Raw genomic sequence first — 20545 nt, forward strand, 5'->3', positions numbered from 1 at the left:
GGTCACACCGGCAGCTCGTCGAGCGCCTCGTCTTCCTTACCGTCGGAGACTCCGCGCTCGAGGGTCTGGCCGCGGAAGAAGGCCGGTCGGCGGATCGCCTGGATGATCATGATGACGATGCCCGAGACGATGACGACCATGCCGAGGATGAAGACGAGGCCGATGCCGGCGATGTTCGATCCCGAACCGTAGTCGGGGTCCATGCTGTCGGTGATCGTCGTGAAGAACAGCACGGCGAGGATGATGCCGCCGACGAGCGGGAACAGCAGCTGGAAGAAGAAGTTCCGCACCGAGGCGAAGAGCTGCCTCCGGAAGTACCAGACCGTCGCAAACGCGGTGATGCCGTAGTAGAAGCAGATCATCATGCCGAGCGCCGTAATGGTGTCCCAGAGCACGTCTTCGGAGATGAACCGCATGACCGCGTAGAACGTGGATGCCACGACGCTCGACACGATCGTCGCGTAACCCGGGGTGAGGAACCGCGGGCTGACCGTCGCGAACTTCTTCGGCAGGGCGCCGTAGTGCCCCATCGCGAGGAGGGTGCGGGCGGGCGACACGAAGGTCGACTGCAGCGACGCCGCGGAGCTCGAGAGCACGGCGATCGACACGAGGATCGCGAGCGGTCCGAGCACCGGTCCGGCGAGGGCGAAGAACACGTTGCCCTGGATGTCCTCGTTGCCGAGTCCGAACTCTCCCTCGCCGGTGCCGGCGAAGCTGATCGACGCAGTGGCGATGAGCAGGTACAGCACCACGATGATGAGCACGGTGAGGGTGGCGGCGCGACCGGGGGTGGACCGTGATCCCTTGGTTTCCTCGTTCATCGTGAGCGTGACATCCCAGCCCCAGAAGATGAAGATCGACAGCGAGAGGCCGGCGGCGAAGGAGGAGAACGACTCGACGGCGAACGGGTTGAACCAGTCGAGGCTGATCGGAACCGCGTCGAATGCCGTGCCGTTGGCGACGTGCACGAAGGCGACGATTCCGAAGAGCAACAGCACGATCACCTGGAACCCGACGAGCACGTACTGGACCTTCTGGGTCGTCTGCATGTCGCGATACGAGATGGCCGTGGCTCCGAGCATGAAAGCAAGGCAAGTGACGACGTTGATCACCGGGTTCAGTGCCAGGTTCGCGATGTCGGGGTTGTTCACGATCTGCGCGAGCATCAGGTAGAAGAAGTCGACCGCGATACCGGCGAGGTTCGAGAGCACGAGAATCGTCGCTGCGATGAGTCCCCAGCCGGCCATCCAGCCGATCCACGGTCCGAACGCGCGCGTCGCCCAGGTGAACGAGGTCCCGCTGTCGGGCATCGCGCGGTTGAGTTCGCGGTAGCCGAAGGCGACGAGGAGCATCGGGATGAACCCGACGAGGATGATGGCAGGCACCTGCAGGCCGACCTCGGAGACGGTCGGGCCGAGTGCCGCCGTCATCGTGTACGCGGGTGCGATGCAGGAGATCCCGATGACGATGGCGCCGATCAGGCCCACCGAGCCGGCGCTGAGGCCCTTCTTCGAGAGCCCGCGGTCGGATTTCGTTGTGCTCATGATGTCAGTCCTCAAGGGTCAGAACGGAGTCCCGCGGGACGACGATCATCGGGACGGGCAGTTCGCGCAGCATCTTTGCCGCTGTCGTGCCCAGGAAGATGTGGCGGGGTTTGGCGAGGCGACTCGAGCCGACGAAGAGGACCTCTTCCGGCTCCCAGTCGATCGAGGTGACGGCGTCTTCGACGCGATTTCCGGATGCCGTCAGCACGGCGACGTCGATGTCTTTCGGCAGGTGGTCGGCGGCGTAGGCGAGCACCTGTTCCGCGTGCGTCGCCGCGCGTTCCGCGACCTCAGGTGGCGTCGACATGTCATCCATGTCGAGGGTGACGAGGGACAGGAGCCGGAGAGGAACGTGAGCCTGGCGCGCGATCAGCACCGCGGCATCCAGCAACTCGCTCGCACCGGCGCGGGTGCCGATGGCGCAACTGACCCGGGTGATGTCGTTGAGACCGATCGTCGAGCCTGAGCCGCCGGGGGCCAGGGCGACGGGCACGACGGCGGAGTGGAGGAGCGCACTCGCGACACTGCCGATGGTTGCCCGGCCGAGCAGGCCACCGCGGGCCGCTCCGACGACGATCATCGAGCCCTCGAGATCGCGGCTGACGTCGAGCAGTCCGCGGGCGAACGACTCCGCGTAGACGATGTGTCCCTCAGACGAGACGTCCCGCGGGACGACCGCCGCGGCATCCCGCAACCAGCCTTGCGCCGTCTCGTGCAGGAACCGCTCGTAACCCGCGTCCGAGGGAACGAGCGTGGGGCGTGCTTCACTCCTGAGGACGGTGACGATGTCGAGACTCGCCCCCATCGACCGAGCGAGCCTGACCCCCAGCGCGAGCGCATCCGCGCCGGCGGGGGTGTCGGTGTAACCAACGATGTAACGCATAGGCGGTGCTCTCCTTCGAGTCGGGCGACGGTTCGGGTTGGGGGCGGGTTGGGGGCGGGTTGGGGTCAGGCGTCGTGTTTGGCGAGGATCATCGCGGCGGTCTCACGGCCGACACGGATGGCGCCATCGACGTGCTGGTATCCCTCGGCGGCGAGGTCGCTGCAGGACCAGTGGATCGGCCCGACCGGTGTGCGCTGTTCAGCGCCGTACCGGGCGAGTCCGCCCATGTCGAAGCTCGCGGCGTACGCACCGCGCGTCCATTCCTCCGAGGCCCAGTCGCTCTCGTAGTACACGACCGGGTGCAGAGCCTGCTCGCCGAAGTAGTGCGACAGCGACGTGAGAATCGCCTCGCGACGTTCCTCGGGCGACAGGGCGAACATCGCATCGGCCTTCGTGTCGCTCACAAAACCGACGAGGGTGCCACGCGGGTCCTCGTGGTTGGTGTTGTCGTACGCCTCGTGCACGATCTCGTACGGGCTGAACGACGTGCCCGAGAGGCCGGCGTCTCGCCAGAACGGGGTCTCGTAGACCGCGTGCACCTTGATCACGAAACCGAGCGACATGTGCTGGTGCATCTGCTGCTGGCGGCGCGGCAACGGCGGCTGGAAGTCGATGCGAGAGTACAGGTTGGGCGGGACGGCGACGATCGCGTGGCGGGCGTGCACCGTCATTCCGTCAGCGGATGCCGTGACCCCGCTGTCGCTCCATTCCAGGCGACGAACCGGCTGGCCCAGGAACACGTCCTCCCCCAGCTTCTCGGCGAGCAGCAGCGGAACCTGCTGCAGCCCACCGATGACCCGCTTGTCGAGGATGAAGTCGGCGTCGACGAGGTTCGAGAAGCTCCCCGCGGATGCTGCCATCAGGATCGCCTGCAGCGCACTGAAGGAGTGGGCCGGCTTGGTGATCATGGCCTCGGCGATGAAAAGCGCGATGTTGTCTCGGGCTTCGATGTCGTCGGTCTGGCTCTCGAGCCACCGAAGCCAGGTCACGGAGTCGAGCTCGTCAGCCATCGGGTGAGCCCACGGCTCTTTCGGACCGATCTCGGCGACGAGGGCATCGAGCACGGCGATGAGGCGTTCCATCTCGCGCTGCGTCGACGCCTTCACGGGGAACAGTTCACCGGTGAACCGGGTCAGTTCTCCGATGGCGTTGATGTACACGCTGTCGCCCTCGCGGTAGCGCGAGTAGGTCTCGAGACCGAGTTCCGCGAGCGTCTCGATGAGCGCATCCTGATCCGGGGACACCCACTGGCCACCGATCTCGAGCATCGCACCCTCGATGTCGTTTGTCCACAAACGGCCACCGACCCGGTCGCGCGCTTCGAGCACAGCGACGCTGAGTCCTGCCTTGCGCAGGGCCGTCGCGGCGGTGAGACCGGATGCTCCCGCGCCGATGATGACGACGTCACGTTGAAGTTCGGTCACGGGGTTCTCCTCGATTCGGAAGGCAGCGCTCACAGTGCGCTCATCACGTGCTTGATGCGGGTGTAGTCCTCGAGCCCATACGACGAGAGGTCCTTGCCGTAGCCGGACATCTTGAATCCGCCGTGCGGCATCTCGGCGGCAAGCAGGATGTGGGTGTTGATCCACACCGCACCGAAATCGAGGTCGCGGGAGACCCGGAGCGCCGTGCCGTGGTCGGAAGTCCAGACGCTCGAGGCGAGCGCGTACTGCACATCGTTCGCGAGTTCGATCGCTTCTTCTTCGGTCGAGAACGTCTGCACGGTGAGGACCGGGCCGAAGGTTTCCTCCTGCACACAGGCGTCCACCTGGTTCACACCGGTGATGACGGTCGGGGCGAAATAGAAGCCCTTCTCGCCGATCCGGTGTCCACCGGTGACGACCTTCGCGTGATCGGGCAGCGCGTCGATGACGCTCGACACCTTCTCGAAATGCGAGGCGTTGTTGAGTGGGCCGTAATATGCGTCGGGGTCCTCGGCATCGCCCGTCCTGGTCGCCTCAGCAGCCGCGACGAGCGCGTCGACGAACTTGTCGTGGATCGACTCGTGCACGAGCACGCGGGTGACGGCCGTGCAGTCCTGGCCCGCGTTGAAGTATCCCGCTCCCGCGATCCCCTCGGCCGTCGCCTCGACGTCGGCGTCGGCGAAGACGATGGCGGGGGCCTTTCCGCCGAGCTCGAGGTGAGCGCGGTGCAGGTTCTTCGCAGCGGATGCCGCGACCGCCATTCCGGCGCGCACGGAACCGGTGATCGAGACGAGACCCGGTACCGGGTGTTCGGTCATCGCCTGGCCGGTCGACCCGTTGCCGAGGACGACGTTGAGCACGCCGTCGGGGAGGATGCCCTGGCTGAGCCGGGCGAGGACGAGGGTGGACTCCGGCGTGGTGTCGCTCGGCTTGAGCACGACGGTGTTGCCGGCGGCGAGGGCCGGGGCGATCTTCCAGATCGCCATCATGAGCGGGTAGTTCCACGGGGTCACCTGTGCGACGACGCCGATGGGTTCCCTGCGGACCCACGAGGTGTGGTCTTCGAGGTACTCCCCCGCGCTCTTGCCCTCGAGCACGCGGGCAGCGCCGGCGAAGAACCGGAGGTGGTCGGCGCCGGTCATCACTTCTTCGACCCGGATCGTCTCACGTGGCTGGCCGGTGTTGCGGTGCTGAGCCTCGACGAGCTCATCGGCGTTCGTCTCCATCGCGTCCGCCAGCTCGAGGAGCATGCGCTGACGCTGCCCGGGAGTCGTGCGCTTCCACGTGCGGAACGCTGCCTTCGCCGCCTCGAACGCCGCGTTCACATCGTCGGCCGTCGAGATCGGCGACCTGGCGACCACCTCGCCCGATCCCGGGTTGACGACGTCGAGGGTCTCACCGGGTGAGGCGTCGACGAACTGTCCGCCGATGTAGTTCTGGAGGGTGCTGAGGGTGGTCAACGTCATTGTTCTGTCCTTTTCTGCGAGGAATCGAAACTCAGGAGGCCGGGGTCATGGTGTATTTGGTCGAGAGGTACTCGTGGATTCCTTCGAATCCGCCCTCCCGGCCGATCCCGGATTGTTTGACCCCACCGAACGGGGCGGCGGCGTTCGAGATGACGCCCACATTGAGCCCCATCATTCCGGTCTGCAGTTTGTCGATCATCCGCTGCCCGCGGGCGATGTCTTGCGTGAAAACGTAGCTCACGAGACCGTACTCGGTGTCGTTGGCGAGCCTTACGGCATCCGCTTCGTCGTCGAACGGAACGATCGCGAGCACCGGGCCGAAGATCTCCTCACGGAGGATGTTCGAGCCTTTCTTCACATCGGTGAGGACGGTCGGTTCGTAGAAGCTGCCGTCGCGATCCACGGCGGAGCCGCCGGTGAGCAGCGTCGCACCCTTCGACACGGCGTCGTCGACGAGTTCGGTCGCCTTGGTGACAGCCCGGTCATCGATGAGCGGGCCGATGGTGACGCCATCTTCGGTGCCGCGACCGAGACCGAAGGCCTTCACGCGCTCTGTCACCCGGCGGGCGAACTCCTCCGCGACGGACGAGTGCACGATGAAGCGGTTCGCCGCTGTGCAGGCCTGGCCGACGTTGCGGAACTTCGCCGCGATCGCGCCGTCGACGGCGGCGTCGAGGTCCGCGTCTTCGAAGACCACGAACGGCGCGTTGCCGCCGAGCTCCATCGATGTGCGCAGCACGTTCTTCGCCGACTGCTCGATGAGCTTCTGGCCGACCGGGGTCGATCCGGTGAAGCTCAGCTTGCGCAGGCGCGAGTCGTTGAGAAGCGGTTCGGTGACGGCACCCGACGACGAGGTCGTGATGACGTTCACCACACCGGCGGGAAGGCCGGCGTCTTCGAGCAATTTCGCGAAGTAGAGGGTGGTCAGCGGTGTGAGCGACGCTGGCTTGATGACGACGGTGCAGCCGGCCGCGAGCGCCGGCGCGATCTTGCGCGTTGCCATCGCGAGCGGGAAGTTCCATGGGGTGATGAGGTAGCACGGTCCGACCGGGTGCTGCGACACCGTCATGCGGCCGGTGCCCTCGGGGTTCACACCGTAACGGCCGGTGATCCGCACCGCTTCCTCGCTGAACCAGCGGAGGAACTCGCCGCCGTAGGTCACTTCGCCGTTCGACTCGCTGAGCGGCTTACCCATTTCGAGCGTCATCAGCAGCGCGAATTCGTCACGGCGCTCCTGCATGAGGTCGAACGCCGTGCGGAGGATGTTCGAGCGGGTGCGAGGTGCGGTCGCCGCCCACTCGTCCTGAACGGCCACGGCCGCGTCGAGCGCGGCGGTGGCGTCGTCGGCGGATGCGTCTGCGATCGAGGTCAGGACGGCACCAGTCGACGGGTCGGTCACGTCGATCCGCTTGTCGGTCTGGCGCCATTCGCCGCCGATGAAGAGCCCGGTGGGGACTTTCTGGATCAGTTCCTTCTCGGTAGTCATGCGTTCTCCAATGCGGTCAGGACGATGTCGATGCCCTCGGTGAGCAGGTGTTCCGGGATGGACAGGGGCGGAAGGAAGCGGATGACGTTTCCGTACGTTCCGCAGGTCAAAACGATGACGCCTTCTGCGTGACACGCCTTCGCGATCCGACCGGTGAGCGCGGCATCCGGTTCGTTCGTTTCCGGGTCGACGAACTCGACGGCGATCATGGCACCGCGGCCACGGACGTCTCCGATGCGGGGATCGGTCCTCTGCGCCTCGGCGAACCGCGCCTGGATGGTGTCGCCGATGCGGCGTGCCGCTCCGGCAAGGTCGTCCTCGTCGTAGGTCTCGATCGCAGCGAGTGCTGCGGCACACGCGAGCGGGTTGCCGCCGTAGGTTCCGCCGAGGCCACCGGCGTGCGTGGCGTCGAGGATCTCGGCGCGCCCGGTGATGGCCGAGAGCGGCAACCCACCGGCGATCCCCTTGGCGGTGACGACGATGTCGGGCACGATTCCCTCGTGCTCGCTCGCGAACATGTCGCCGGTGCGGGCGAACCCGGTCTGGACTTCATCGGCGATGAAGACCACGTCGTTGGCGCGGGCCCACTCGACGAGCGCGGGGAGGAATCCTTCAGCGGGAACGATGAAGCCGCCCTCGCCCTGGATCGGTTCGAGGATGATCGCGGCGAGGTTCGCGGCGCCGATCTGCTTCTCCATCATCGAGATCGCGCGCTTGGCCGCCTCGGCTCCACTCAGCCCGTCGCGGAACGGGTACGACATCGGAGCGCGGTAGATTTCGGCCGCGAATGGACCGAAGCCGCTCTTGTACGGCATCGACTTGGCGGTGAGCGCCATGGTGAGGTTGGTGCGGCCGTGGTAGGCGTGGTCGAACGCGACGACGGCAGACTTGCCCGTGTAGCTACGGGCGACCTTGATGGCGTTTTCGACGGCCTCGGCGCCCGAGTTGAACAGGGCGCTGCGCTTCTCGTGGTCGCCAGGGGTGAGCCGGTTGAGCGCTTCGGCGACCTCGACGTACGAGTCGTACGGCGTGATCATGAAGCAGGTGTGGGTGAACGCGGCGACCTGGGCCTGCACGGCCTCGACGACGCGAGGGGCGCTGTTGCCGACACCCGTCACGGCGATCCCAGAACCCAGGTCGATGAACGAGTTGCCGTCGACGTCAACAACGACACCGCCGCCGGCTGCCTCGGCAAAGACCGGCATGGTGGTTCCGACAGCGGATGCCACGGCTCGCGTCTTGCGCGCCATCAATTCCTCGGAACGCGGTCCGGGAATCGCTGTCACGATCCGGCGTTCCTGGGCGAGGGCCGGCCCTCCGGTTGCTGTCGTCAGGGTGGTGGGCATCGGTGCGTTCTCCTTTGGGGCTGTGCTTGCCACACTAGGAGCAACTCACCGGAACCGTAACCTGACGAATTGTCCACGCCGATTCAGTTCTTTCGCCAGTCTGTCAAAGCGCGTACGGTGGGCGCATGCACCCAACCGTCTCCCGGCTGCTCGACACCCGCGCGCTCGACCTCCGGCTCCTGGCCGGCGGCGGCTCCGCACGACTGACAGCACCGATCTCGTGGATTCACAGCTCCGATCTGCCTGACCCGACACCGTTCCTCGACGCCGGGCAGGTCGTGCTCACGACGGGAACGCAATTCGGTGCGGATTCGGCGGCCGGGGTCGACGTCGACGCCTACGTCGACCGCCTCGTCGGACACGGCATCGTCGGCGTGGGCTTCGGTACCGAAGTCATCCGTGAAGGAACACCGCCCGAGCTCGCCGCCGCGTGCGAGCGTGCGGGGCTTCCGCTCTTCGAAGTGCCGTACCGCGTGCCGTTCATCGCCGTCATCCGCGAAAGCGCGGACCTGCTGGCAGCGGCGGCGCACGCGCGCGACACCTGGGCGCTCAACGCCCAGCGGGCTATTTCGTTCGCGGCGCTCCGGCCGGATGCTCTCGCCGCGATCCTCAAGGAACTCTCGCGACAGATGCGTCGCTTCGTGGCCCTCGTCGATACCCGCGGGACGTTTGCGCTGAGCTTCGACGAAGCATCCGCGGTTCCAGATCTGGCGGACGAGACCGCAAGATCCCGGGTACTCCAGGAGGCGGAACGGCTGATCGGCCGCGGCCAGCGCTCGAGTTCGACCATGGCGGTGGGAACCGGTCGCGTCGCCCTGCAGACGCTCGGACGCCGCGGCGCCTTGCGCGGTGTTCTCGTGGTAGCCGGTGACGGAGTGCTGGACTCCGCCGATCAGACCGTCGTCACGAGTGTCGTCGCGCTGACCGGTCTTGCTCTCGAGCAGAACCGGGAGCTCACGCGGGCGCGGGCGCGCCTGCGCAGCGGGTTGTTCCAGACCCTGCTCGAGGGCAACGTCGCGCTCGTCGGCCGGATCGTCCGCCAGATGGGCGGTGCGCTCCCCGCCGAACCGGTGAGTTTTCTCGCGCTCACTCCTGCGGCGGGAGTGCGCGACGCACTCGTCAGCGAGCTCGAGGCGCGCGACGCAGAGTTTTCGGGAACCCTGTTCTTCGCAGCGAGTGACGGCCGCGTGATCGTCGCCGTTTCGGCAGCGGATGCCGTGCAACTCGCCGGCGAACTCGGTCACGTCTCGTCCCTCCCCGTTGGCATCTCCGAGCCGCTGAGGTGGAGCGAAACCGCGACGGGAGCGAACCAGGCCGCACAGGCGCTCGCGCGGGCGACCCGAGCCGCAACGGGGACTGGTGACGCGGCATCCGTCGTCATCTTCTCGGAGGTCGCCGAGCGCGGCATCGCCGCTCTTCTGCCCCACGCCGACGCCGCGGAGATCGCGCGGACGCTGCTCAGACCGGTGCGTGAGTATGACGCCGCCAACGGCACTGACCTCATCGGTGACACCGGCGTGTGGCTCGAGCACCATGGCCAGTGGGACCCGGCCGCTCGAGCCCTCGGCATCCATCGGCACACGCTCCGCAACCGCATCTCGGTCGTCGAGAAGTTGACGGCGACCCCGCTCACGACGGTCGAGGCGCGGACCAACCTGTGGCTGGCGCTTGGCCTCGGCTGACCATCACGTCGATCGGTCCCGAGAGGCGGTTCAGGCATCCGATCGGGCCGAAAGGGCGACCAATACCGACGACGGACGACCCTCGTGGCCCGATCGAAGCGGGGCACCGCCCGATGGATGCCGTCAGTCGAGGTACGCGGACGCCCAGCGCGCGATCTCGGCGTACGCGGTCGCCCGCACGGCGGGCCGGGAGAGGAGCACGTCGTGCAGTGCCCCGTCGATGCGCGCGACCGTGACCGTCGGTGCGAGTTTGAGCGAGTGCTCGGCGATGTCGTCGACGACGAGGACGATGTCGCTCGACAGCATCGCGGGTGACCACGTCGCCGACAGGGTCGAGCGCGCCGACACCAGGCTCAGCACCGGGGCGGTGATTGAGAGCCCCTCGTCGACGCGCGCATGCCCCGCGAGAACGGCGGCGAGCCAGGCCGGGTGCGCCGGGAACCCGCGGGCAGGTCGCCAGTCGGTGTTGTACTCCCACTCACCGTCCATCGCCTTCGACACCGCACGACTGTAGAAGCCGAGGTCGACGTTCGGAAGCTGACCGCCGGGGTCGATCCTGGCACCGATGTTGGCAAGCGGCGCGATCGCACGTCGCGCGATGGCACCCGCCTGGAACTCGAGCCACGGGCTGTTGAGCACGAGGGCGTCTGCGCGGCCCGGGTGCCGATCCGCCCACAGGCTGAGGGTGAGTGCGCCGGTCGAGTGCCCCATGAGGAGCAGCCGTCGTGACCGGTTCTCACTGTCCGCTCCGTGGCCCATCACGGTGAGCGCTGCCTCGAGATCTTCGTCGTACACGTCGAGGCTCGCCGCGTAGCCGGGTGTCTGATCCGCGCGCAGGCTGCGCCCGTATTTTCGCAGGTCGAGAGCGAAGAAGCGGGCTCCTCGCCCCTCCCAGAACTCGGCCAACTCGGTCTGGAAGAAGTAGTCCGACCAGCCGTGGACGTACAGCACATCCCACCCGGCGGCGTCGCCGAAGGCCGTTCGCAGGCCGGCGAATCGCGTGGGACGCCGCCGCACGAGCGTTGCGACGACGTCGCCCTGCCAGTCCGCTGTCAACGGCAGGGTCAGCGACTCGAACGGGGATCCCAGGATGTCGGGGACCCACCGCCCGCGTAGCTCCTCCGGGACGGTGGCCACCGGAGGTTACGCCTGGGGCGGGAAGGGAGGTTGCTGCTGCCCGGGGTTCTGCGGTGCGTAGCCCTGGGGAGCATGGGGTGCCTGCGGCTGCTGCGCATGCGGCTGCTGCTGCTGCTGCGGATATCCCTGGGGCTGGGCGCTGTGTGGAGCCGGCTGACCGTAGGGCTGCTGGCCGGCGCCCTGCGGTGCGGGCTGCCGGGGTGGGAGCAACCGGGCGATGAGGATACCGAGGGCGAAGAGGCTGCCGTAGATCAAACCGGTCGAGATCGACCCGACGATACCGGAGCTCACGATCGACTGGACGAGGTATTCGCCTCCGGTGACGACCGACCAGATGAAGTTGATCACGAGAAGCGCGGCAGCACCGACGGCTGCGGCGATGGCGAGTTTCCTGAGCAGGTCGACGGCGGACACTGCCTTCGCGAGCGAGGCGATGTAGAGAGCACTCACGGCTGCACCGGCGACGAAGACGAGGGCGATGAAGACGCTCCAGAACGTACCGAGCAGAACCTCGGCGCGGAATCCGTAGACGGACCTGCTGATGATCGCGAGAACGCTCGAGATCACGGCGTAGCCGACGACAACGGCGCCGCCGAACATCACCTGCCGGAGCACGGACTTGTCGAGCGGAAGTCGGTGCGACTGCTGCGGGTAGCCCGCAGGGGCTCCCGCCGGCTGGCCATACGGGGTCTGGGAATTCGCTGGGTTCGACATGGTCCCCACCCTATCGGGCGGGGACTGCCTCGACCCATGGGGAGAGCTCCCCTAGACCGTCGCTGTCTCGTTGCGCGAGATGGCAACCATGTCTTCCCGTGGGACGACCTTCACGCGAGCCCGCCCGTGTGGTGCGCCGAGCGCGATCTCGTGCTGGTCGAGATTGTGCCACCCGTCGACATCCGTGTACCTCACACCGCGCGAGTCGAGGAGTTCCACGACCGATTCCTCGGACGGTGATTCAGGGGCCCACCAGCTGCCCTCACCGTTGATGACGTGACGGATCGTCTCCATGGCATCCGACTTGGTGTGACCGATCAGACCAACGGGGCCGCGCTTGATCCAGCCGGTGGCGTAGACACCGGGGACAACATCGTTGCTGCCCTTTTTCAGGGCGACACCCTCGCGGTTCGGGATGACACCGTGCTTCTTGTCGAACGGGATGCCCTCGAGCGGCGACCCGAAATATCCGACGGCCCGGTAAAGCGCCTGAACCGGGACCTCGCGGATCTCGCCGGTCCCGACGACGCCACCCTCGGCATCCGGTCTGGTGCGCTCGTAACGGAAGGCGGCGACGCGGCCGTTCTCGTCGCCGACGACCTCGAGTGGCTTCGCGTAGAAGTGCAGGTGGAGACGGCGGGAGGCAGTGCCTGCGGGGCGTTCGCGCCATTTCTGCAGGATCTTGTCGATCACCATCACCTGCTTGTTGCTCGCGATCGCGGTTTTCGACGCGTCGTCGTAGTCGAAGTCCTCGTCGTAGAGCACCATGTCGACGTCGTTGAGTTCGCCGAGCTCACGCAATTCGAGTGGGGTGAACTTGACCTGGGCGGGGCCCCGGCGCCCGAACACGTGGACGTCGGTGACCGGGGATGCCTTGAGGCCCTCGTAGACGTTCTCGGGAATCTCGGTCGAGAGCAGGTCGTCCGCGTGCTTGGCGAGCATGCGGGACACGTCCAGCGCGACGTTGCCGTTGCCGATGACGGCGACGGACTGGGCCTCGAGCGGCCACTCGCGCGGAACATCGGGGTGGCCGTCGAACCAGCTCACGAAATCAGCGGCACCGTAGGAGCCATCGAGTTCGACACCGGGGATGTTGAGGGGAGCGTCGCGGACGGCACCGGTCGCAAAGATGACGGCGTGGTAGTGCCGCTTGAGGTCGTCGAGGGTGAGGTCCGTCCCGAAGTTCACGTTGCCGAAGACCCGGATGTCGCCGCGGTCGAGCACCTCGCGGAGCGCGTTGATGATGCCCTTGATCCGCGGGTGGTCAGGAGCGACCCCGTACCGCACGAGTCCGTACGGCGCTGGAAGGCGGTCGAACAGGTCGATCGACACCTCGAACTTGCGCTCCGCTTTGAGGAGAATGTCCGCTGCGTAGATTCCTGCGGGTCCGGCGCCGACAATCGCGACTCTCAGTTTGGTCATCTGCGTCTGGTTCCTTACTTGCTGCGGTCGACGATCGTCTCCGCGAATCGTGTCAATGCCTGCTTCACGGGGCCATCCGGCAGCGGCTCGAGAGCCGTGACGGCGTCTTCTGCCCACCGGTGAGCTTCGGCGAGGGTACGGGTGGTCACTGGGTGCTGTCGAAGTTCTGTGATCGCCGCGGTGAAATCGACGGATGCCTCACCATCGGTTCCGCCGGCCGCTTCGGCCTCGATGCGGGCCAGGAGCGCGGCGGCCTCGTCATCGGTCTCGGCGAGAACACGGAGGTGGATGAGCGGGAGGGTCGCGACACCGGCGCGGAGGTCGGTGCCAGGCACCTTTCCGGTTTCTTCCGGCTGCGGCGACAGGTCGATGACGTCGTCGATGAGCTGGAACGCGACACCGATCTTCTCGCCGTACTCGACGACGGCGGCTTCGTACGATTCGTCCGCGCCGGAGAAGATGACTCCGGCCTGCGCGGCAGCGGCGATGAGCGAACCGGTCTTGTCTGCGAGCACCTGGAGGTAGTGCGCCTCTTCGTTCTCGCCGTCCTTGGGGCCAACGGTCTCGTGGAGCTGGCCGAGGACGAGACGCTCGAACGTGTTCGCCTGCAGGCGGATCGCGCGCTCGCCGAGACCGGCCATGAGCTGGCTGGCGCGGGCGAACAGGAGGTCACCGGTGAGGATGGCGACGGAGTTGCCGAAGACGGCGTGCGCGCTCGGCACACCGCGCCTGCGGTCAGCGTCGTCCATGACGTCGTCGTGGTACAGGGAGGCGAGGTGGGTGATCTCGATCGCTTCGGCTGCTGTGATCACGTCGACGGTGTTCCCGCCGCCGAGCTGGGCGGTGAGCAGGATGAGCATCGGCCGCACGCGCTTGCCGCCGGCCTCGAGGAGGTACCGGGTGGAGGCATCGGCGATGGTGTCCGCGAACATCAGCTCCGAGTCGAGGCCGCGCTCGATCTGCTCGAGGCCGTCATCGACGGCGGCGAGCAATTGCCTGGTTTTGGGTGAGGCGAAGATGCGGTCGGTTGAGCCCAGGTGGCTGGACAAACTCGTGGCACGCCGCGTGGCACTCGGATTCACGTGTCTAGCCTACCCGTGCCCGGCTGAGAGATTATTTCTCCTCGATGCCCCAGGGGGAACCGTAGCCGCGCGGAGCATCCGCCGCCAGCAGATCGAGGAACGGGCGGGCGTCGAACGCCTCGGGTCCGAGCACACCTGAGCCTGTCCACACGCCGGTCGCGAGCAGTTCGAGCGCGATCACCGGGTTGAGCGCGGTCTGCCAGACCACTGCCTGCGAGCCGTACTCCGCCATCGTCTGTTCGTTGTCTGCCACGTGATAGAGGTAGGTGGAGCGGGCCTTGCCGTCTTTGCCGGTGCCTCGGACCCACACCCCGGCGCAGGTCTTTCCGTGCATGCGGGAGCCGAGGGTCGCCGGGTCCGGGAGGCCTGCAGCGACGACGTCGCGAGGGGCGACCTGGACGCCCTTCACTGTGAGCGGCTCGGTCTTGTCGAGCCCGAGGGTGTGGAGCACCTTGAGGACGTTGATGAACTCGTCACCGAGCCCGTACTTGAAGGTGACCCGCTTCGCTTTGGTCCACCGCGGCATGAGCAGGACCTCTTCGTGTTCGACGTTGACGCATTCAACCGGTCCGATGCCTTCGGGAAAGTCGAAGACCTCCGGTTCGCTGAATGGGGGCGTCGTGTACCAGCCGCGGTCCTTCTCAAAGATCACCGGCGGGTTGAGGCACTCCTCGATCGTCGTCCAGATCGAGAACGACGGGGCGAAGTCGTACCCGTCCACGGTGAGGTTGGCGCCGTCGCGGACGCCGAGCTCGTCGATCTCCGAGAACAGTTCGTCTTCGGCGTACCGCGCGAACACGTCGGAGAGCCCGGGCTCGACGCCGATCCCGACGAGGGCGAGCCGACCGGCATCCGCCCATTTCTCGGCCTGGGCGAACTGTTCATCGCCGAGCTTCACACCCGGGAGTTCATGGGGTTTTTCGGGGTGGGGGCGCGACAGGCTCATTGCCATGTCGAGATAGACGGCCCCCGCGGCGAAGCAGCCGTCGAAGATCGGCAGAACGAAACGCGGGTCGACGGCGTTGAGCACGTGGGTGATCTCGTGCTCGCGGATGAGATCCGCAACGGCGTCGCTGTCAGAGGCGTCGACCTGGGCGGCGACCAGGCGATCGTCTGCGATGTCGTCGACGAGCGCCTGGGGCCTGGCCGCGTCATAGTCGGCGAGGACGAGGGCATCGAAGAAGTCGCGTCGGACGGCGATACGGACGGCGGCTGAGCCGACTCCCCCGCTGCCGAGAATCAGAATGCGCATGGGTTCCTTAGGTCAGTCCGCCGTCGACCGAGCGGCCGAAGGTTTCGGGGGTCTCCGGTACGAGCACGTCGGTATCGCGGTTGAGGCTCTCGCCTCGGAAGAACGGCTTCGAGCCTGGGCGTGTCCACCAGATCAGCATGAGGACGACGCCGAACGCGAGAGCTCCGACACCGACGACGAAGGTTCCGCCGATGCCGAAGAGCACCGTGTAGCCGTAGTCGACGTCGTACATGTCGATGCAGGACTGGATGAACGCGTATCCGAGCATCAGCCCGCCGAGGAGCGGAAAGAGCCCTTTGAAGAAGAAGTCCCGCGCCGAGTTGAAGAGGTCTTTCCGGAAGTACCAGACGCACGCGAAGCCCGTGATGCCGTAGTAGAAAGCGATCGCGAGACCGAGGGAAAGAATCGAGTCGGCGAGGATGTTCTCCGAGATGAACGTCATTCCGACGTAGTAGACGATGGCGACGATTCCCATGACGAGTGTCGAGAACGACGGGGTGTGATACCTCGGGTGCACGGTGGCGAACCGGCGGGGAAGGGCCTTGTACGCCGCCATCGAGAGGGTTCCTCGTGCGGTGGGAAGAATCGTCGTCTGGGTCGACGACACCGCTGAGACGAGGACCGCGACCACGAGGATCCAGGCCCACGGGCCGAGGATGAGGTCTTTCAGGGCGAGGAAGACGTCGTTCGCATTGTCCTCGTTGCCGAGCCCCGCACCATCCGTTCCGAGTCCCGCGTACGACATCGCGGCGACCGCAACGCCCACGTAGGTGACGAGAAGGATCACCGTGGTGACGAGGGCGGCGAGTCCCGGGATGCGTTTCGGGTCCCTCGTTTCCTCGTTGAGAGCGAGGCAGGTGTCCCAGCCCCAGTAGATGAACAGGGCGAGGAGCACCGCTTCGATGAAGCCCGAGTAGTCGGTGAAGGCGAGCGGGTTGAACCAGTCGAGCGAGACCGGGGTGGCGTTCGGCGCCGTGCCGTTTGCGACGTGGACGAACGCGACGACGACGAACAGGGCGAGGGCGATGTACTGAACGGCGAGGAGGATGTTCTGCATCCGCTCACCGAACTCGACTCCGCGGTAGCTGACCCAGGTCATGAGGGCGATGAAAAGCACTCCGGTGACGGTGACGAGGGGGACGTTCGATGCGAGCGATCCGTCACCGACGAGAAGCCACAGGTACTGGCCGCCGATCTGGGCGAGATTGGCGAGGACGACCATGCCGGCGACGGCGACACCCCAGCCGCCCATCCACCCGACGAAGGGACCGAATGCCTTGGTTCCCCAGGTGAATGTGGTGCCGCAGTCCGGCACGGCACGGTTGAGCTCACGGTAGGCGAAGGCGATGAAGAGCATCGGGATGAACGCGACGATGAACGCGATCGGCGCCTGCGCTCCGACCGCGAGCACGACGAAACCGAGCGTCGCAACGAGCGAGTAGACCGGAGCGGTCGACGCGAGCCCGATGACCACCGAGCCCCAGAGGCCGAGAGTGCCCGCCGCGAGACCTTTGCCTGCGCCGCCTGGCGCGGCAGGACGCGGAGCGTCCGTCGACTGGAATGTCATGCCTGAAAGCTATTGCCGCGCTCTTTTGACTGTCAATGCCCTCAGTCGGGGTGGCCCGGTACTCGTTGACGGATGCCGTCAAGCGGCGGATCATGGATCTTCGTTGGGCCGAAAACAAGAACCCGGGAGCGAAGATGATCTTGAGAGGCATGGCCACCGTGAGTTTCTTCACGGACGACATCGATGCAGCGCGGGAGTGGTACTCGAAGCTCCTCGGCATTCAGCCCTATTTCGTCCGTCCCGAGACCGGGCCTGCGGCGTACATCGAGTACCGCATCGGCGACTACGAGCACGAGCTCGGCATCATCGACCGCCGCTACTCACCGCATGCGGCCGTGACCGATCCGGCCGGTGCTGTCCTGTTCTGGCACGTCGACGACGTCGAGGAAACTGTTGCGAAGCTGCTCGCACTCGGCGCACGGGAACACGAGCCGATCACCCCGCGGGAGGCCGGCTTCGTCACGGCATCGGTCGTCGACCCGTTCGGGAACATCCTCGGCGTGATGCAGAATCCCCACTACCAGGAGATCCTCGAACTCCGCAGCGGCTCGATGCTGGGCGAGTGAACCGGTTCGTGGCGGCGTCGCGTTTTCACCCACTCCGGTCGGATTCATCCGGCGTAGCGGGTGAAGCCGACCGCGACGGGTGAAAACGTGGACGGATGCCGCGCGGCATCATCCGTCAGCGACGCCAGTGCGACGGTCGCGACACCGATTCGGGGAGCAGCGTCATGGCATCCCCCTGCGCAGCATTGACCTGAAACTGCGTCAGGAACATGGTCTCGGAGAGGTTCGCCCCGCCGAGTTCGGCATCACGGAAGTCGGCCCCGAGCACGTCCGCGTGCGACAGGTCCACCGAGCGAAGGTCCGCGCCGATGAGCCACGCGCCGCGGAGATTCGCGCCGCGCAGGTCCTGCCCGGCCAGGTGTGCCCCGAACAGTTCCGCTCCCGGTCGCCGGGCACGTGCATCCGCCGACAGCTGGACGCCGTCACGCACGAGTTCACTGACGTGAGAGAGCAGTGGCCCCAGTGCCCGCCGGAGTCCGTCGATGTCTGCTGCAGCGATGTCCTCGGGGGATGCTTCGGTCAGCGCGTCGATGTCGGCGTACGCCTGCTCCAGTTCCTTGCGAACCGGGGCCGCCTCCGCCCTGGATGACGCGTCGTCGAGGTACACCAGGAGTTCCTGGAGCTGGCGGACGAGGGGAAAGGTGGCGAACATCCTCGCCCGCACCTCCGGGTCGTCGCGCCAGCTCGCCCCGCCGAAAGTGTGTTGTGTCACCTTCTGGCCGGCGCCGAAGCAGTCGAAGACGGTGCACCCCTTGAACCCGCGCTGGCGCAGCTCGGGGTGGATGACGCACCGATAGTCGTCGTCGAGGTTGACGCAGGGATCACCCGCGTCCTTCGTAAAGGCGAAGTCAGCGGAGCGCGCGAAAGCCAGCGCCACACAGCACAGCCCGACGCAGCGGGAGCAGTCGGCGCGCAGATCATCCCGGCGATTCACCGGGGTCATCGGGATCAGTTCCATCGCGCACCTCCTTTGCCGCACTTCAGTCTGCCACCGGAATGCCCTCGTGCCCTGCTGCGGGAGCAGGAATGCGCGGATGCCGGTGGCTGAGTCACAGCGGATAGTGGCACGGATGCGGCGCAGGAACAACGGCTGGCGGATCGATCTCTCACCGTCGAGCCTGTAATCGGGGCAGCATCCGGCGAAAGGGACGAACTCATGGCGGAACGCAACGTTTCAGATGTCCTCGTTGAGCGGCTCGGCGCGTGGGGCGTCGACCGCATCTTCGGTTACAGCGGCGACGGCATCAACGGACTCATGGAGGCACTGCAGCGAGCGGGCAATCAGCCGAGGTTCATCCAGGCCAGGCACGAGGAGTGGGCCGCGTTCATGGCCGTGGGCCACGCGAAGTACACCGGTGAGGTCGGTGTCGTCACGTCGACGCAAGGCCCGGGGGCGGTGCACCTCCTGAACGGGCTCTACGACGCAAAGCTCGACAACGTTCCGGTGGTCGCGATCGTCGGGCAGCAGGCAACGAGTGTGCTCGGCTCCGGTTACATGCAGGAGATCAACCTCCCCGTCCTGTTCTCCGACGTCGCGAGTTTCGTTCAGAGCGTCGCGAGCGCCGAGCAGATACCCATGGTGATCGACCGCGCCTTCCGGTCCGCGCTCGCCAACCGGGCGCCCGCCGTCGTCATCGTGCCCCATGACATCCAGAAAGAGACCGCTCCGGAGTTGGAGCACGAGCACGGGATCCTGCGCACCGCCTCGGAGTATCGGGCTCCCCGCGTTCTGCCGCACGTCGACGACCTCACAGCGGCCGCCGAGGTGCTCGCAGCCGGCGAGCGGGTGGCGCTTCTCGTCGGACAGGGCGCGATGAGCGCACAGGACGAAGTCGTCGCCATCGCGGATGCTCTGGGTGCGGGAATCGCGACGAGCCTGCTCGGCAAACCGTTCGTCGACGAGTCCCTTACCAACGCTGTCGGAACCATGGGGCATCTGGGCACGACGTCGAGTGCCTACCTTTTCGATCACTGCGACACGCTGCTCATCGTGGGGTCGAACGACCCGTGGACGGAGTTCTACCCGGCTCCAGGACAGGCGCGGGCGGTTCAGATCGATATCGACGGGGAAGTCGTCGGCAACCGGTACCCGGTCGAGGTGGGTCTCGTCGGGGATGCCGCGATGACGCTCGGCGCGCTGCTCCCCCGCATCGCAGAACTCCGGGAGAAGCATCCGAGGTCGGGCGAGTGGCGGGATGCCGTCGAGAAATCGGTGGGCCGCTGGCAGAGAATCGCTCGCCAGCGGGCGAGCGTACCGGCGACTCCCGTCAACCCGGAACGCGTTCTCGCCGAGCTCGGCCCGATACTCCCGAACGACGCATTGCTCGCGCTCGATGTCGGCAGCGTCGTCTACTGGTACGGCAGGCAACTCCGCCTGCCGAGGGGAGTCGTCGCCCAGGTTTCGGGAACCCTCGCCTCCATGGGGTGCGGGGTCCCGTACGGGATCGCCGGCAAGCTGGCCGCACCTGACCGGCCGATGGTTGTGCTCTCCGGCGACGGTGGGTTCCAGATGAGCGGGGTGACCGAGTTGATCACTGTCAGCCGGCTGTGGACCGAGTGGGAGGATCCCCGCTTCATCGTCTGCGTGCTGAACAACGGTGACCTCGCCGAGGTCAGCTGGGAGCAGCGGGAGATGGAGGGCGGACCCCGATTCGACGAGAGTCAGGACCTGCCGAGGTTCCCTGCCGCAGAGTATGCCGAACTTCTCGGCCTGAACGGTGAGCGCGTCGATGACCCAGACGAACTCGAGAACGCGTGGTCGCGTGCCTTCGAGTCGGACCGGCCACATGTTCTCGAGGTCATGACGGATGCGTCGATCCCCCTTCTGCCACCATTCCCCGCGGGCAGGGAGAAACTGGAGCAGATGCGGGCAGCACTCGACGAAGAGGGTGAGTCAGGCGAACACGCCAGAGAACTGCTCGATCGGTACGCCTCACACGAGGATTCCGACCGGGACTGACCGAGCTCGACAGAG

General features: G+C 66.5%; 16 protein-coding genes. 3 read left to right on the plus strand and 13 right to left on the minus strand.

Annotation, left to right across the window (positions count from 1 at the left end; translation table 11 throughout):
* Positions 1–2: 2 nt before the first annotated feature.
* The 6 genes from D9V29_RS12685 to gabT form a co-directional block, all read right to left on the minus strand.
* Positions 3–1544 (minus strand): APC family permease, encoded by a 1542-nt coding sequence (locus D9V29_RS12685; RefSeq protein WP_121673698.1) that lies wholly within the window; start codon positions 1542–1544, stop codon positions 3–5.
* A gap of 4 nt (positions 1545–1548) precedes the next feature.
* Complete coding sequence (locus D9V29_RS12690; RefSeq protein WP_121673699.1) at positions 1549–2427, minus strand: universal stress protein; 879 nt, start codon at positions 2425–2427, stop codon at positions 1549–1551.
* Between the two features lie 65 nt (positions 2428–2492).
* Positions 2493–3851 carry a flavin monoamine oxidase family protein gene (locus D9V29_RS12695; RefSeq protein ID WP_183085013.1) on the minus strand — a complete coding sequence of 453 codons (1359 nt, stop codon included), beginning with the start codon at positions 3849–3851 and terminating at the stop codon, positions 2493–2495.
* 29 nt (positions 3852–3880) lie between these two features.
* Positions 3881–5317 carry a gamma-aminobutyraldehyde dehydrogenase gene (locus tag D9V29_RS12700; protein ID WP_121673700.1) on the minus strand — a complete coding sequence of 479 codons (1437 nt, stop codon included), beginning with the start codon at positions 5315–5317 and terminating at the stop codon, positions 3881–3883.
* 31 nt (positions 5318–5348) lie between these two features.
* The gene (locus D9V29_RS12705) at positions 5349–6803 is read right to left on the minus strand and encodes an NAD-dependent succinate-semialdehyde dehydrogenase (RefSeq protein ID WP_121673701.1); all 1455 of its coding nucleotides are present in this window, start codon (positions 6801–6803) and stop codon (positions 5349–5351) included.
* Entirely contained in the window at positions 6800–8149 is a 1350-nt protein-coding gene (gabT, locus tag D9V29_RS12710; RefSeq protein WP_121673702.1) for a 4-aminobutyrate--2-oxoglutarate transaminase, read from the minus strand. The genes D9V29_RS12705 and gabT overlap by 4 nt, the downstream gene beginning before the upstream one ends.
* Before the next feature lie 125 nt (positions 8150–8274).
* Here gabT and D9V29_RS12715 point away from each other — a divergent pair, with 125 nt between their 5' ends.
* Positions 8275–9831, plus strand: coding sequence for a PucR family transcriptional regulator (locus D9V29_RS12715; protein WP_121673703.1), 1557 nt, complete (start codon positions 8275–8277; stop codon positions 9829–9831).
* Between the two features lie 123 nt (positions 9832–9954).
* Here the strand turns inward: D9V29_RS12715 and D9V29_RS12720 are convergent, their stop codons facing one another.
* The 6 genes from D9V29_RS12720 to D9V29_RS12745 are packed head-to-tail and all read right to left on the minus strand — an operon-like array spanning position 9955 to position 17005.
* Positions 9955–10968, minus strand: a complete 1014-nt coding sequence (locus tag D9V29_RS12720) for an alpha/beta hydrolase (RefSeq protein ID WP_121673704.1) — start codon at positions 10966–10968, stop codon at positions 9955–9957.
* A gap of 6 nt (positions 10969–10974) precedes the next feature.
* Entirely contained in the window at positions 10975–11682 is a 708-nt protein-coding gene (locus D9V29_RS12725; RefSeq protein ID WP_121673705.1) for a hypothetical protein, read from the minus strand.
* 51 nt (positions 11683–11733) lie between these two features.
* Positions 11734–13104, minus strand: a complete 1371-nt coding sequence (locus D9V29_RS12730; RefSeq protein ID WP_121673706.1) for an FAD-dependent oxidoreductase — start codon at positions 13102–13104, stop codon at positions 11734–11736.
* Positions 13105–13118: 14 nt separating this feature from the next.
* Positions 13119–14186 carry a polyprenyl synthetase family protein gene (locus D9V29_RS12735; protein ID WP_121673707.1) on the minus strand — a complete coding sequence of 356 codons (1068 nt, stop codon included), beginning with the start codon at positions 14184–14186 and terminating at the stop codon, positions 13119–13121.
* Positions 14187–14217: 31 nt separating this feature from the next.
* On the minus strand, positions 14218–15438 hold the full coding sequence (locus D9V29_RS12740) for a saccharopine dehydrogenase family protein (protein ID WP_121673708.1): 1221 nt from the start codon (positions 15436–15438) through the stop codon (positions 14218–14220).
* 7 nt (positions 15439–15445) lie between these two features.
* The gene (locus tag D9V29_RS12745; protein ID WP_121673709.1) at positions 15446–17005 is read right to left on the minus strand and encodes an APC family permease; all 1560 of its coding nucleotides are present in this window, start codon (positions 17003–17005) and stop codon (positions 15446–15448) included.
* Positions 17006–17154: 149 nt separating this feature from the next.
* Between D9V29_RS12745 and D9V29_RS12750 the strand changes: the two genes are divergently transcribed.
* Positions 17155–17571: a VOC family protein gene (locus D9V29_RS12750; protein ID WP_259462905.1), complete on the plus strand. Its 417-nt coding sequence runs from the start codon at positions 17155–17157 to the stop codon at positions 17569–17571.
* Positions 17572–17686: 115 nt separating this feature from the next.
* On the opposite strand, the gene D9V29_RS12755 is transcribed toward D9V29_RS12750, so the two are convergent.
* Positions 17687–18529 (minus strand): pentapeptide repeat-containing protein, encoded by an 843-nt coding sequence (locus tag D9V29_RS12755; protein WP_229790561.1) that lies wholly within the window; start codon positions 18527–18529, stop codon positions 17687–17689.
* 198 nt (positions 18530–18727) lie between these two features.
* Between D9V29_RS12755 and D9V29_RS12760 the strand changes: the two genes are divergently transcribed.
* Complete coding sequence (locus D9V29_RS12760) at positions 18728–20530, plus strand: thiamine pyrophosphate-requiring protein (protein ID WP_121673710.1); 1803 nt, start codon at positions 18728–18730, stop codon at positions 20528–20530.
* Positions 20531–20545 lie beyond the last annotated feature (15 nt).

It is taken from the genome of Mycetocola manganoxydans (assembly GCF_003667545.1).
GTDB lineage: Bacteria > Actinomycetota > Actinomycetes > Actinomycetales > Microbacteriaceae > Mycetocola_A > Mycetocola_A manganoxydans.